Here is a 13,529-nt window from a genome sequence, read left to right as displayed (position 1 = left end):
GGCCGGCTTGGACGCCTGCGGGCTCGGCTTCGCGGCCGGGGCCTGCTGCTGCTGCGCGGCGGCCGGCTGGGCCGGGGCCTGCGGAGCGGCGCTCTGCTGCTGCGGAGCGGCCGGCTTCGGAGCCGGTCGCGGTCCCGGGGTGGGACCGGGCTTCTTCCCGCCCTTGGCGGGGTACGCGTCGCGGAGCCGGCGGGCGACGGGCGCCTCGACGGTGGACGACGCGGACTTCACGAACTCGCCCTGCTCCTTCAGCTTGGCGAGTACTTCTTTGCTGGTGATGCCGAGCTCCTTAGCGAGCTCGTGTACACGGGCCTTGCCTGGCACAGCTCTCCTCATCTAGGGGAGGCCAGGCGGGGATCCCGCTGACCTCGTCCTTATCGTCGCGCGTTCATGGCTTCAGCTTCACGGCTGACTCATGACGGGTCGACCTGCTTCCTTGTTTCTCGCGACCCCGGGGGTGTCCCGGCGTCGTCGTCCGCGGCGAACGCCGCGTGGTCGTGCAGCTCCGCGGTCTCGAGCGCGCCCTGGGCCCGGAGAGCCCGGGGGAACGCCCGCTTCCGCTCGGCTTTGGCCAGGCAGCCCGGCCCCGGGTGCAGCCACGCACCCCGGCCCGGCAGCCGCCGACGTTCGTCGACGACCACTCGCCCGTCCACCGCGACCACGCGCAGCAGTTCTCCGGTCAAGTCCCGTTTCCGGCAGCCGACACACGTGCGCACCGGCGAATGCCGGTGACGCTGGAGGTCGGGGGTGTCCCCAGTAGCCCTTCGCGGGTCTTGAACCGTTGTCGAGTCTAGCGCCTGCACCTTCAGTCGGCCGAACCGGTCGCCGCGGCGGGCCGCGCCTGGCCGGCGTGGTCTTGCTCACCCCCGGCGGGACCGGCCGGTCCGGCGGGCTCAGCGGGGGCCGCGTCGCTGCGGATGTCGATCCGCCAGCCGGTGAGCCGGGCGGCGAGGCGGGCGTTCTGGCCCTCCTTGCCGATCGCCAGCGACAGCTGGAAGTCCGGCACGACGACCCTCGCCGTCTTGGCGCGTTCGTCCACGACACGTACCGAAACAACCTTCGCGGGCGACAATGCATTCCCGACGAACTTCGCCGGGTCGTCGGACCAGTCGATGATGTCGATCTTCTCGCCGGCCAGCTCGCTCATCACGTTGCGCACGCGCGCGCCCATCGGGCCGATGCAGGCGCCCTTGGCGTTGACGCCGGGGATGGTGGAGCGGACGGCGATCTTCGACCGGTGCCCCGGTTCGCGGGCGACCGCGGCGATCTCGACGGTGCCGTCGGCGATCTCCGGGACCTCCAGCGCGAACAGCTTGCGCACCAGGTTCGGGTGCGAGCGCGACAGCATGATCTGCGGGCCGCGGTTGCTGCGCGACACGCCGAACACGAACGCCTTGATCCGGGTGCCGTGCTCGTAGGACTCCCCCGCGACCTGTTCGGCCTGCGGCAGCACGCCCTCGGTGTCGCCGACCTGGATCACGACCATGCCGCGGGCGTTGGCGCGCGCGTCGCGCTGCACCACCCCGGCCACGATCTCGCCCTCCTTGGCGGAGAACTCGCCGTAGGTCTTCTCGTGCTCGGCGTCGCGCAGCCGCTGCAGGATGACCTGGCGCGCGGTGGTGGCGGCGATCCGGCCGAAGCCCTCGGGCGTGTCGTCCCATTCCTCGTCGACCTCGCCGTCGGAGGTGAGGGTGTGCGCGAGCACGCGGACGAGGCCGGTCTTGCGGTCGATGTCGATCCGGGCGTGCGGCTGGTGGCCCTCGGTGTGCTTGTACGCGGTGAGCAGCGCGGTCTCGATGGCCTCGATGACCGTGTCGAAGGGGATGTCCTTGTCCCGTTCGATCGCCCGCAGCGCGGCGATGTCCACGTTCACTTCGACTCCTCCTTCTTCTCGTTCTCGTCCGCGGTCAGCTGTTTGAGTTCCTCGGCGGGCGGTTGCTTGAACTCGACTTCCACCACGGCCTTCGCGACGGACTGGTAGGACACGTCCTTGATCCGGCCGTCGACGAGCACGCGCACGCTCTTCTCGCCGGCGTGGCCGACGCGGCCGAGGTAGGCGGGGCCTTCGACGGGCGTGATCTTGACGAGGCGGAACCGGGCGCGCCGCCAGTGCCGCCGCTGGGTGAGCGGCCGGTCGAGGCCCGGCGAGGTGACCTCGAGCGTGTAGGCGCTCGCCAGCACGTGCTCGTTCTCGTCGAGGGCGGCCGACACGGTGCGGCTGACCTCGGCGACCTCGTCCAGCCCGACGCCGTCGTCGGAGTCGACGACCACCTTCACCAGCTGTCGCCTTCCGGCTTGCTGCACCTCGAGCGAGTCGAGGTCGAAACCCGCGGTCGTGACGGCTTCGGCCACGATCGGCTCCAGCCGGCTGGCGAGTTCGTTGGGCACGTGGAGCACTCCTGTTCGGCCGTCGTGACGCGGGCTGGTCACGGCTGTGGTCGGTGAAGGTCAAGCTTATCCTGCGCCCCCGCGAAGACGCGCGAGCGGCGGCGCACCCGGGGGGCCTGGCAGGATGGGCCGACGTGACCGCAGACCTCTCCCGGCGCGCCGTGCTGCGTCTGGGCGCACTGAGCGCCACTGTCGCCGCGGCTGTGCCGCTCGCCGCCTGCTCGGGCGGCTACGACGACGCCCCCGATCCGCTGGCCCCGCTGCTGGCGATGGCCGAGGCCGACGCCGCCGCGGCCAGGAAGCTGCCCGCCGGCGGCGACGCGGCCGGACAGGTCGCCGACGCCAGAGCCGCGCAGGCGGCCGCGCTCAAGACCGAGGTGGACCGGCTGAACCGGCCGAAGAAGGCGGAGACCGCCCCGCCCGCGCCCGCCGATCTCGGCGGGTTCAAGGACCGGCTCGCCGCCGCGCGCAAGCAGGCCGAGGACCTGGTGCCCGCGCTGCCGGCGTACCGGGCCGGGCTCGTCGCGTCGGTGGCCGCCGGGTGCGCCGGGCTGCAGCGGGTCGCGCCGGAGCTCGGGCCGGGGGCCGACGCGAAAGCCGCGGCGGCGCCGGCGTCGGTGCCGAAGGAAGCGGTGGATCCGCTGCAGAAGGCGCTGGCGGCCGAGCACGCGTCGTTGTGGGTGTACGGGCTGGTGACGGCGTACCTGCCGGGTGATTTCGGGGACGCGGTGAAGGGTGGCCGCACGGAGCACACCGCGCGGCGGGACGTGGTCACGCAGATGATCACTTCGGCGTCGGCGACGCCGGTCGCGCCTGAAGCGGCGTACGTGCCGCCTAAGCCGGTCACGGACACTGCTTCGGCTGCCGCGCTGGTGGCCAGCGCGGAGGCGGACACGGCGGCGGCCTGGCATGCCGTGCTCACGCACACCGACGATTCAGGGCTGCGCGGGATGGCGTTGCAGGCGTTGATCGCGGCGGCGCGGCGCGGGATGCCGTGGCGGCAGGAGGCCGGGCAGAAGCCCGCCGCGGTCGCACTCCCCGGGCAGCCCGCATAAGAAAAGCGCGCAGGCCGGACGGGACCGGCCTGCGCGCTCGCGAAACGGTCAGCGGAGCTTGCCGGACAGCTTCAGCGCGTTCTTCGCGATCTGCTCGAGCAGCGGCTTGTCGTGGTGGCCGTAGTAGAAGTCGGTCAGCACGATCGTCACCTCGGGGCCGCTGGCTTTCGACTCGTACACGGCCTGGTCGCCGCTCAGCTTCGGGGCGTCGGTGTCGTGGAAGGTGCCGTCGCGGACCAGGTCGCTCACGTTGCCCGTGCCGTCCTGGTCGGTGAGCTGTTTCAGCTCGGTCGCCTTCGCCGCGTCCGGCATGGTCACCAGCACGACCGACACGAGCGCCTTCGCGTCGCCGGACTGCACCGTGTACAGCGCCCGCGCCAGGGAGGTGCACTGGTTGTCCTGGAAGAACTTCTTGGCGCCCGAATAGGCGTTGGCGGCGCAGTCGGTCGCCTTGACCGGGCCTTCGGCCAGTTTGTAGTCGAAGGCGGGCTTCGCGGTCGTCGCCGGGGATTCGGCGACCGGTTGCTGCGGCGTGCTGTCGTGCCGGATCAGGTACCAGACGAGCCCGGCCACGACGGCGATCGCCACGAGCCCGGCGCCGCGCAGCAGCAGGGCGCGGTTGCGCGACGGCCCGGGCGGCGGCCCCGGGGGCGGGCCCGGCTGCGCGGGCACGGCCGGGATCGGGGCCGTGTCCGAAGGACCGGGGACGCCGGGGGTGAAGTGCGGATGGGACACGCGAACACCGTAGTTCACCGCCCCGGCGCTCCCCCAGACGCTCGGCCCAGCGCGCTCAGCCCAGTGCGCGCAGAACGCGTTCGACGTCGTCAGGGCCGTTGTACAGATGGAAACCGACCCGTACCCGCCCGTTGCGGACGCTCGCCACGACCCCGGCTTCGGCGATCCGCGCCGGATCGGCCTCCAGCGCCACGATCGCGCTCCCCTGCGGCTCCAGTCCGGCCGCGGTGCGCAGGGAATCGGCCAGGCCGGCGTTGTGTTCGCGCACCGCGGCGAGATCCAGTGACGCCAAGTAGCCGAACGCTTCCGCTGCGCCGACGTGCGCCAGCCACACCGGCGAAAGGTCGAACGCGCGAGCGTTTCCGGCCAGGCGCAGTGGCATTCCGTAGACCGAGGACCACGGATCGTCGCCGGCGTACCAGTTCGCGGCGACCGGCCGGGTCCGTTCATGGGCTCGCGGGTGCACCGCGAGCCAGGCGCAGCCGCGCGGCGAGAACAGCCATTTGTAGCCCCCGCAGACGATCCAGTCCGCCCACGCGACGTCCAGCGGAAGCCAGCCCGCGGCTTGCGTGACGTCGATCAGGACCGGCACGCCGGCGGCTTCGGAGGCGGCCCGCAGCGCGGCGGTGTCGAGGAGCGCGCCGTCGGCCGACTGCGCGAGGCTGACCGCGACGAGGTCGTGGCCTTCGACGTGTTGCGCCAGCTTGGCGAGCGGCGCTTCGGTGACGTTCGCCCGCTCCGCGAACGGGAACGTCACGCTGGTGAATTCCCCCTCGGCGACCAGGACCCGGGCGTCCGGGGCCAGCCCGGCGGCGACGTTCGCCGCCAGCTGCGACACCGACGCGCCGATCGCCACCCGCTCCGCCGGGACCCCGGCGAGCCGCGCGAACCCGCTGCGGGAACGGGATACCGCCTCGTCGAAGTCCGTCGGGGTGTCCTGTCCGGTGCGCCACCGGCCGACCGCGGCGTCGACCGCTTCGGCGACGGGCGCCGGCGGGATCCCGATGCTGGGCGTGTTGAGGTATCCGGCGGGGACAGCGAAGTCGGTGCTTCCTCCGAAGATCATGGAGTCCAGATTACGGGAGCAAGGCCGTGACATCCCCGTACGACGGCGGCCGCACCGGCAGCTCCGCCCCTTCCCGGACGGAGTCCACTGTGGCCAGTGCGGCGGAAAGTGCCACGCGGTAAGGCGTTGAGCCGAGACTGACCCTCGCCACGCCCAGGGAAGCCAATTCCGAGAAAGTGGCTTTCCCGGGCAGGTACAGGAGGTTCACCGGCACGTCGACCGCTTCGACCAGCTCCGTCACCCCCGCGGGATCGTGCAGTCCGGGGACGAAGACGCAGTCGGCGCCGGCTTCGGCGTACGCGCGCGCCCGGGTGACGGCGTCCGCGACCGGGCCGGTGCCGAGCCAATGCGTGTCGGTGCGGGCGTTGAGGAACATGCCCGGGACCCGTTCGCGCACCTTCGCCAGCAGCGCGGCCTGGACGACGATCGGGGCGAGAACGTCGCCCCGGCCGTCTTCCAGGTTGACGCCGACGACCCCGGCGTCGGCGAGTTCCGCGACGAGGTCCGCTACTTCGGCGGGGTCGGCGCTGAACCCGTCGGCGAGGTCGATGCTGACCAGGATGTCCAGCGGCGCCAGCGATTTCGCCAGTGCGACGGTGGCGGCACGGGACTCCGGGGCGCCGTCGGCGAGCCCGGCGGCGGCCGAGACGCCGAGACTGGTCGTGCCGACCGCCGGGTGGCCCGCGTCGGCGAGAGCGGCGGCGAAGCCGAACTCCCAGACGTTCGGCAGCAACAGCGGACGGCCCGGGACGTGCAGCGCGGCGAAGGAGGTCATGGCCGCCACGGTACGACGTCCACGTTTCGGCGGCGGCCGAACCGTCGGTCAGCCCCCTCGGCTGGCCGACGGCCCGGCATCAGCCGCCGGAACCGCCGGAGAACGCCGCGATCCGCGCGGCCCGCCGACCGGCTACGGCCTTGCGCAGCGCCGGAACCACCGGTCCGGCGAGCTGTTCCAGTTCCTTCAGCCGGCCGGAGTGGCGCCGCGCGTCCGACCGGGACATCCCGGCTCCCGATGCCCCGGCGAGTGCCGCCAGCGCCGCGTCGGAAGCGTCCACTTCGGACAGCGGAGCGGTCAGGGCGTGGTCGAGCCGTGCGTGCGCGTCGCGTACTCGCGCCGGGTCGGAAGGCTCCAAAACCTTGCGGTGCAAGATCGAACTGCTGCCCTCCTCGAGCAGCCCCGCCGCGGAGAGTTGCGTTTCCAGCGACTGCAGCGTGTCGTTCTTGCCGCGGCGCAGCAACGCCCGCCACGACGCCGGGCGGTGCGCGCGGAGGTCGGCGAGCAGATCGTCGAGCAGGAGGTCGCCGGTCGGGGCGGCGCCGGTCGGCTCAGCGTGGCCGCGCTCGTCGCGGAGGTTGCCGCGCAGCACCAGGTCGGTCACCGCCGCGGCACGGACCAGCAGGGCCGCCCGGGGACGGCGGGAGACCGGTCCGCCGTCCGGATCGCAGGCGAGGAAATACGCTCGCGCGGGCAAGGAATCGCTCATTGTTTCTTCACCTCTGGCCAGATCGTTTCCCAGGATTGCTTCCGCCCGGTGTACAGCCACATCAGCCCGGGCACCACTTCGGTCACCGAAGAGAAGTACGGACGCAGCAACGCCGGATCGAAACCCGCGAAAAGCACGTTTCGCGCGGAATCCGGCGGCCGGCCGAAATACCAGTAGCCTCGGTGTCCACTGTAGACATCATTGATCCCGTAGCGCGGCCCGTAGTACTCCACGGCCGCCGCGAACGGGTAGATTTCCCCGTATACGGCGGTTTCCCGGCGCATCGGCTCGGGCAGCGACTGATACGCCTGCCCGACCCCGTCCGCCAGCTGCTGTTGCGCGGTCTCTCCCTGCGCGAACACGGTGCCGAGCGGAAACGGCCCGAACGACGTCGCTTTCGTCGACGCCGGCCACACCGGCAGCCCGGCAACGGTGGCCGCAGCCGAAAGGACGAACGCGATTCCGACCGGAATCTTCCACCACCGCACCAGATTCCGTCGCGAAAGCTCCGTCGCGGCGGCGGCGAACGGCAGCGAATACAGGCTCATCAAATAGTACGACCGGCCGTGCGTCCCGACGATCACCGCGACCACCAGCAGCAACGCCGCCGCGAGGTACCGGTACGGCACCAGGTCGGGCGAACGGAACAGCCGCCACATCCCGTACAGCAGCGCCAGCACGCCGATTCCCATTCCCGCGCCGAGCACACCGTCGCGCGCGAAGGCGAGGTAGCCGGGGAATTCGGCCGCGACGACTTCGCCCATCCGGGTGTAGGCCCACCCGTGCGTGGCCTGCCAGAGGAACGTCGGCAGGGTGGCCACGACGGCGACCAGCGCGCCCAGCCACAGTTTCGGCCGGGACACCAGGTTCCGCGGCCCGAGCACGAGCGCGGACACCAGCACCGCGCCCCACAACGCGGGAATCAGGAATTTCGTCTGCAGCGACACCGCGGTGACCGCTCCGGCCCATACGAGCAGACCGTCGCGGCGCGTCCGGGTCCAGCGGACCAGCAGGAACACCACGAGCGTCCAGAAGAACGGGTCCAGCGCGTACGTGGCTACCCAGTGGCTGATGATCATCAGCCCGGAAGTCGCGTACGCTCCCGCCGCCATCACCTGCGCCGCGCGACCGCCCACGAGTTCGCGGGCGGTCAGCGCGGTCACCACTGCCCCGGCGCCGGCCGCGAGCGCCATCGGCAGCCGCAACGCGACCAGCGAACCGGGGAACCACCGGTCGAGCGTGCCGGCCAGCAGCGGAACGAGCGGCGGCTGGTCGAAATACCCCCAGGTCAGGTGATCTCGACCGGCCACGAGGAAGTACAGCTCGTCGAATCCGTGCGCGTACCGGGTGCTCGTCGCGACCAGCAGCGCGACGGCGGCCGCCGCCACCGCCAGCACCGGCAGCCGGGCGAACGGCGGTGCGGTCCGGATCCCCTCGCTCGTCATGGCGTCGAGTCCACCGCGGCGGGAGGGTGCGGCGTAAGCGTGGTCGGTAGCGACTCGCGGCGACGAAAGTGGATCGCTCGCGGCCGGTCCGCAACTTTCGGCGGCAACCCGGCATCCGGGCGGTGCGGATCCGGCGCGGCCGGACCGGCGACCGGATACCGTGGCCGGGTGACCAGCACGCGCCGTTCCTGGCCGCGGTCGACCGACTGGCTCTGGCTGGTCGGCGCCGCGCTCGCGTTCGGCTGCCTCGACTTCGGGCTTTTCCTCGCCTCCGAGCCCACCACCGGCTTCCTCGGCCCGTACGCGACGCTGGTCCTGGAGCTCGTCTGCGACGCGTCCCTCCTTCTTCTGGCGCGCTTCCCGAACGGCGTGGCCGGTCTGCTGATCGCGGCCTCGCTGGCGATGCTGGCGTCCGACCTCTTCTCCCCCGGCTTGCTCGTGCCCACCCACCAGCCGACGCTGATGACCGTCCCGACGATCACGCCGATCGTGCTGGCGCAGCTCGTCCGGCAACTGGACCGGCGACGACTGCTGTGGATCGCCGGATTCCTGGCGCTGCTGGCGACGCGGCCGTGGAACCCGGCGTGGAACACGACGCCGTTCGGGCTGCTCAGCACCGCGCTTCCGGTGGCCGTGGCGCTGTATTTCGAGGCTCGGCGGCAGTTGCTGAGTTCGTTGCGCGATCGGGCCGAACGGGCGGAACGCGAACAGCATCTGCTCGCCGAACAGGCGCTGGCGGCGGAACGGCGGCGGCTGGCGAGCGAGATGCACGACGTCGTCACGCACCGGTTGAGCCTGATGGTGCTGCACGCGGGCGCGCTCGGCGTGACGTCGCCGGATCCGTCGGTGAAGTCGGCGACCGAGGACATCCGGCGCGAGGGCGCGCACGCGCTGGACGAGTTGCGCGACCTGGTCGGCGTGCTGCGGAACGGCACCGGGATCGAACCGCCGGTGCCGAATCCGCCGCTGCCCGGCGAGGTGGCGGACCTGGTGGCCGAATCGGCGGCGGTCGGCATCGCGACCGAGCTCGCCGTGACCGGAGACCGGACTTCGGTGTCGCCGACCGTCGCGCGCACCGCGTATCGCGTGGTGCAGGAGGCGCTGACGAACATCCGCAAGCACGCGCCCGGCTGCTCGGCGACGGTTTCGCTGCGCTACCACCCGGAAGGGCTGGACGTGGCGGTCGTGAACACCAGCGCGACCCGGCCGCCGGACGCGGCGCTCGCGGGCAGCGGCTCCGGCGCGGGGCTGAGCGGGCTGCGCCAGCGGGTCGAACTCGTCGGCGGCACCTTCGAGGCGGGGCCGGTGCCCGGCGGCGGGTTCAAGATCGGTGCGATACTGCCCGCCTACGTCCCGACCACGGAAGGTGCTGCCCGGTGATCACGGTCGTGGTGGCCGACGACGAGCCGATGGTGTGCGCGCATCTGCGCACGATCCTCGGTTCGGCCGGCGACATCGAGGTGGTCGCGCAGGCGCGGGACGGCGCCGAGGCGGTCGAGGAAGTGGTCCGGCACCGGCCTTCGGTGGTGCTGATGGACCTGCGGATGCCCGGCGTGGACGGGCTGGCCGCGATCGAGCGGATCTGCGCGCTGCCGGACCCGCCCGCGGTCGTGGCGCTGACGACGTTCGACGCGGACACCTACGTCATCCGTGCGCTGCGCGCGGGTGCGGCCGGGTTCCTGGTGAAGTCGACGCCGCCGGAAGACCTGATCGGCCTGGTGCGCGTGGCCGCGGACGGCCACACCGTGTTGTCGCCTTCGGCCGCGCGCCGGCTGGTCGCCCTGTCGTCGGACGGCCACCGCCGCGACGACGAAGCCCGCCGCCGGACCGCCGGGTTGACGGAGCGGGAACGGGAAGTGTTGGCCTGCCTGGGAGAAGGACTGTCCAATGCGGACATCGCGGGCCGATTGCATCTGGCGGAGGCGACGGTGAAGAGCTACGTGTCGCGGATGCTGGTGAAGCTCGGCTGCACGAACCGGACGCAGGCCGGGCTGCTCGCGCACGAAGCCGGGCTCGTCGGCCGCTAGTCCCGGGGCTCGTGAGTGTGCGCCCCGGTTCCCACCGGGATCAACACTCACGAGCCCAGCGGTAGTCACTTCAGCAGCGAGCCCAGCCGCTGCGCCGACGCCACCACCAACCGGCCCAGTTCGTCCGGGTCCGGGGCCTCGAACAACGACAGCCCGATGGCCGTGCCCGGGGTGTCGCGGCCGGTCGGCACCACCGCGGAAATGCCGGTGATCCCCGGCGCGATTTCCCCGACCGACACCGCGTAGCCCCGGGTCCGGGCGCGGGCGATCTCCTCGCGTTCGCCCTCCACCGGCGGCTCCGCCGAAAGCAGCGCGAGCCCGGCCGACCCGCGGCCGATCGGGTCCACCTGGCCGCTGCGGAACGACACGTGCATCCGCGCCTGCCTTGGCTCCACGATCATCAGCATCCGCACCTGTTCGGCGTTTTCGCGGACGACCAGGTGCGCCGACGCGCGGCCGGCGTCCGACAGCTCCTCCAGCACCGGGCGCGCGAGCGTGCGCAGGTCCTGTTCCACCGGCTCGGCCAGGCGCACGAGACCGGTGCCGAGCGAGATCCGCTTGAACCGGTCGCGCCGGCAGAGGTGGTGCGCCTCGAGCGTGCGCACGAGCCGGTGCGCGACCGTGCGGTGCACGCCGATTCCCTCGGCGATCTCGGTCAGCGTGAGCCCCTGCGGATGCTCCACCAGCAGCTCCAGCACCTGAAGCCCGTGGCTCAGCGTCTTCGACGTCCCCGATTCGGACACACGACTCCCTTGACGACAGCTTGTCCGGCGACCTACTGTTCCTTCATATCGCACGGTGCGTGCGAATATAGCACGTTTGCCGCTCGAGGCAACTCCCCCGCGGATCGAGGTACCGGAAATGAGCGAAGTCCCGATCGAGGACGTGCTGGCGGTGCATCAGCTCTACGGCCGCCAGAGCCACGCCATCGACTCCGGGCAGGCCGCGCGCTGGGCCGCCACGTTCACCCCGGACGGGGAGTTCGTGTCGCCCAGTTATCCGGAACCCGCGGTCGGGACCGCCGCGCTGACCGCGTTCGCCGAACGGTTCCACGCCGGGTGCGCGGAGTCGGGCGAACGGCTGCGGCACGTGGTGTCCACAGTGGAGGTCCGATCCGGACAGACCGCGGATGCCTTGCGAGCGCTCGCCTATCTGCAGATCGTCGGGACGCCGGAAGGCGGCTCGCCCCGGCTGCACCGGCTCACCGTGCTGGACGACGAACTCGTGCGCACCACCGGCGGCTGGCGCGTGCGCCGCCGCACCGTGCACCGCGAGCCCTGAAAAACAACGAGGAGAAAACCCAGATGACCACTCTCGAGCCCACCGGCCCCGGCCGGGTGCTGCACCAGCCAGCGACCGCGCGCTACCCGGAGATGCCGGGCAAGGTCGCCGTGGTCACCGGCGCGGCCCGCGGCATGGGCGCGCGGTTCGCCGCCGGTCTCGCCACCCGCGGGGTGCACGTGGTGGGCGGCGATCTCGACGCCGCCGCGATGACCGCCACGGCCGGCGAACTGACCGACGCACTGGCCGCCGAGTCCCTTGAGGACAAACCGGGCCGGATCGTCGCGTCCGCTTTGGACGTCACCCGCGCCGAGGACCACGTCGCGCTCGCCCAGCGCGCGATCGACGAGTTCGGGCGCATCGACTTCTGGGTCAACAACGCCGGAATCTTCCCGTACGCCAAGGTTCCCGACATCACCCCGGAACAGATCCGGTCGACGCTTTCGGTGAACGTCGAGGGCGTGCTGTTCGGCGCGCAGGCCGCGGCCGCGCGGATGGAACCGGGCAGCGCGATCGTCAACATGGCGTCGGTGTCCGCGGTCCGCGTGCGCAAGGGCCGCGCGGCGTACTGCAGCTCGAAGGCGGCCGTCGCGCACCTGACCGAATCGCTCGCGGTGGAACTCGGCGACCAGGGCATCCGGGTCAACGCCATCGCCCCGGGCTACATCGACACCGAAATGACGCGCTGGATCCAGGACGACGCGCCCGCGCTGGCGAAAGCGCTCGACGCGGTGCCGCTGCACCGGATCGGCTCGCCGGAAGAGGTGTGCAGCGTGCTGCTGTTCCTGCTTTCGGACAGCTCGCGCTACGTGACCGGGCACAGCCTCGCGGTCGACGGCGGCTCCCGGCATGTCTGACGCCACCGAAGCCGTGCGCTACCCGGACGTCGTGCTCGTGACGGGCGCGGCGAACGGGATGGGCGCACAGCACGCCCGCGCACTCGGCGAACGCGGCGTGCACGTCTGCGTCGCGGATTTCGCCGGTGCAGACCACATCGCGGCCGAGATCCGCGCGGCAGGAGGCGCGGCCACGCCGTACACAATGGACGTAGTCGAACCAGCACAGTGGACTCGCGTGCTCGACCGGATCCGCGCCGAGCACGGTTCGCTCGGCGGGCTCGTGAACAACGCCGGGATCTCGCGGCGGCTGGAATTCCAAGACACCACCGAGGAAGTCTGGGACCGCGTACTGGCGGTGAACCTGTCCGGACCGTTCCACGGAATGCGCGCCGCCGCGCCGCTGATGCGGGATTCGGGCGGCGGTTCGATCGTGAACATCTCGTCGATCTCCGGCCAGATTGGCTACTTCTCCCCCGCGTACTCGGCGAGCAAATGGGGACTGACCGGATTGTCGAAGTCCGCCGCGGGCAATTTCGCGAAGTGGCGGATCCGGGTCAACTCCGTCCATCCCGGACTGGTCGACACCGGACTGCTGGCCGGAGCGGACGCGTTCGTCAAGTCCGCTGTGGACAGTGTGCCCGCCGGAAGGATGGCCGACCCCCGGGAAATCACCGACGCGGTGCTGTTCCTGCTGTCGGACCGGTCCACCTATCTGACCGGAAGCGAGGTCACCGTGGACGGCGGTCTCGTCTCCAACGGTCTCTACCACCGCATTCTCGCCGGAACCGGAGGTGATCTCGGATGAGCGTCGACGCTGACGTCGTGGTGATCGGCGGGGGCGGCGCGGGATTGGCCGCCGCGGTGTCCGCGGCCGAACACGGCGCCTCGGTGCTGCTGTTCGAGTCGGAGAAGGAACTCGGCGGCTCGACCCAGCTGTCCGCGGGCATGCTCACCGCGGCCGGTACGAGCGTCCAACGGGAACTGGGCATCGAGGACACGCCGGAACGGTTCTTCCAGCACTACCTCGACCTCAACCAGTGGCAGCTGAAACCCGGTCTGCTCAAGACTTTCTGCCGCGAAGCCGGGCCCGCCGTCGAATGGCTGATCGGGCTCGGCGCGGAGATCCCGGCGAAGGTGTCGCACGACGCGCACACGCCGGGCCTGACCCGCGCGGGCGTCGAGGACGTCTGGCGCGGGCACGTGCCGAAA

At 71.7% G+C, this 13,529-nt stretch carries 17 protein-coding genes; 7 read left to right on the top strand and 10 right to left on the bottom strand.

What is annotated here, in order from left to right:
* The 4 genes from H5411_RS43635 to rimP form a co-directional block, all read right to left on the bottom strand.
* The coding region (locus H5411_RS43635) for a translation initiation factor IF-2 N-terminal domain-containing protein (RefSeq protein WP_183127533.1) at positions 1–324 on the bottom strand (324 nt) is incomplete at its 3' end.
* Positions 325–413: 89 nt separating this feature from the next.
* Entirely contained in the window at positions 414–683 is a 270-nt protein-coding gene (locus H5411_RS43630; RefSeq protein ID WP_376772294.1) for a YlxR family protein, read from the bottom strand.
* Positions 684–805: 122 nt separating this feature from the next.
* The gene (gene nusA / locus H5411_RS43625) at positions 806–1,873 is read right to left on the bottom strand and encodes a transcription termination factor NusA (protein WP_101440551.1); all 1,068 of its coding nucleotides are present in this window, start codon (positions 1,871–1,873) and stop codon (positions 806–808) included.
* The gene (gene rimP / locus H5411_RS43620; protein ID WP_101440552.1) at positions 1,870–2,388 is read right to left on the bottom strand and encodes a ribosome maturation factor RimP; all 519 of its coding nucleotides are present in this window, start codon (positions 2,386–2,388) and stop codon (positions 1,870–1,872) included. The genes nusA and rimP overlap by 4 nt, the downstream gene beginning before the upstream one ends.
* Before the next feature lie 134 nt (positions 2,389–2,522).
* Here rimP and H5411_RS43615 point away from each other — a divergent pair, with 134 nt between their 5' ends.
* On the top strand, positions 2,523–3,443 hold the full coding sequence (locus tag H5411_RS43615; protein ID WP_312878743.1) for a ferritin-like domain-containing protein: 921 nt from the start codon (positions 2,523–2,525) through the stop codon (positions 3,441–3,443).
* A gap of 48 nt (positions 3,444–3,491) precedes the next feature.
* On the opposite strand, the gene H5411_RS43610 is transcribed toward H5411_RS43615, so the two are convergent.
* From H5411_RS43610 to H5411_RS43590, 5 genes are all read right to left on the bottom strand, one after another.
* Positions 3,492–4,178 (bottom strand): hypothetical protein, encoded by a 687-nt coding sequence (locus H5411_RS43610; RefSeq protein WP_183127528.1) that lies wholly within the window; start codon positions 4,176–4,178, stop codon positions 3,492–3,494.
* Positions 4,179–4,233: 55 nt separating this feature from the next.
* Entirely contained in the window at positions 4,234–5,244 is a 1,011-nt protein-coding gene (locus tag H5411_RS43605) for an aminotransferase class V-fold PLP-dependent enzyme (protein WP_183127526.1), read from the bottom strand.
* Positions 5,245–5,254: 10 nt separating this feature from the next.
* Positions 5,255–6,019, bottom strand: coding sequence for an isocitrate lyase/PEP mutase family protein (locus tag H5411_RS43600; protein WP_183127524.1), 765 nt, complete (start codon positions 6,017–6,019; stop codon positions 5,255–5,257).
* Positions 6,020–6,098: 79 nt separating this feature from the next.
* Positions 6,099–6,728 (bottom strand): GPP34 family phosphoprotein, encoded by a 630-nt coding sequence (locus H5411_RS43595; RefSeq protein WP_183127523.1) that lies wholly within the window; start codon positions 6,726–6,728, stop codon positions 6,099–6,101.
* A complete protein-coding gene (locus H5411_RS43590) occupies positions 6,725–8,173 on the bottom strand; it encodes an ArnT family glycosyltransferase (protein WP_183127521.1) in 1,449 nt (482 codons plus the stop codon). Before H5411_RS43590 ends, H5411_RS43595 begins: the two co-directional genes overlap by 4 nt.
* Before the next feature lie 168 nt (positions 8,174–8,341).
* On the opposite strand from H5411_RS43590, the gene H5411_RS43585 reads away from it, so the two are divergent.
* Both H5411_RS43585 and H5411_RS43580 read left to right on the top strand, forming a co-directional pair.
* On the top strand, positions 8,342–9,553 hold the full coding sequence (locus H5411_RS43585) for a sensor histidine kinase (protein ID WP_183127519.1): 1,212 nt from the start codon (positions 8,342–8,344) through the stop codon (positions 9,551–9,553).
* Positions 9,550–10,200 (top strand): response regulator, encoded by a 651-nt coding sequence (locus H5411_RS43580; protein ID WP_101440558.1) that lies wholly within the window; start codon positions 9,550–9,552, stop codon positions 10,198–10,200. The genes H5411_RS43585 and H5411_RS43580 overlap by 4 nt, the downstream gene beginning before the upstream one ends.
* 65 nt (positions 10,201–10,265) lie before the next feature.
* Here the strand turns inward: H5411_RS43580 and H5411_RS43575 are convergent, their stop codons facing one another.
* A complete protein-coding gene (locus H5411_RS43575) occupies positions 10,266–10,943 on the bottom strand; it encodes an IclR family transcriptional regulator (protein WP_101440559.1) in 678 nt (225 codons plus the stop codon).
* Positions 10,944–11,061: 118 nt separating this feature from the next.
* Here H5411_RS43575 and H5411_RS43570 point away from each other — a divergent pair, with 118 nt between their 5' ends.
* From H5411_RS43570 to H5411_RS43555, 4 genes are all read left to right on the top strand, one after another.
* Complete coding sequence (locus H5411_RS43570) at positions 11,062–11,481, top strand: nuclear transport factor 2 family protein (RefSeq protein ID WP_101440560.1); 420 nt, start codon at positions 11,062–11,064, stop codon at positions 11,479–11,481.
* A 23-nt stretch (positions 11,482–11,504) separates the two neighbouring features.
* Entirely contained in the window at positions 11,505–12,338 is an 834-nt protein-coding gene (locus tag H5411_RS43565) for an SDR family NAD(P)-dependent oxidoreductase (RefSeq protein ID WP_183127517.1), read from the top strand.
* Positions 12,331–13,125 (top strand): SDR family NAD(P)-dependent oxidoreductase, encoded by a 795-nt coding sequence (locus tag H5411_RS43560; RefSeq protein ID WP_183127515.1) that lies wholly within the window; start codon positions 12,331–12,333, stop codon positions 13,123–13,125. Before H5411_RS43565 ends, H5411_RS43560 begins: the two co-directional genes overlap by 8 nt.
* A partial coding sequence (locus H5411_RS43555; protein WP_183127514.1) for an FAD-dependent oxidoreductase occupies positions 13,122–13,529 on the top strand: 408 nt, incomplete at its 3' end. The genes H5411_RS43560 and H5411_RS43555, both read left to right, overlap by 4 nt.

The sequence above is a fragment of the Amycolatopsis echigonensis genome (genome assembly GCF_014174495.1).
Classification (GTDB): Bacteria; Actinomycetota; Actinomycetes; order Mycobacteriales; family Pseudonocardiaceae; genus Amycolatopsis; species Amycolatopsis echigonensis.
This window is presented reverse-complemented; position numbering and strand designations above follow the sequence as displayed.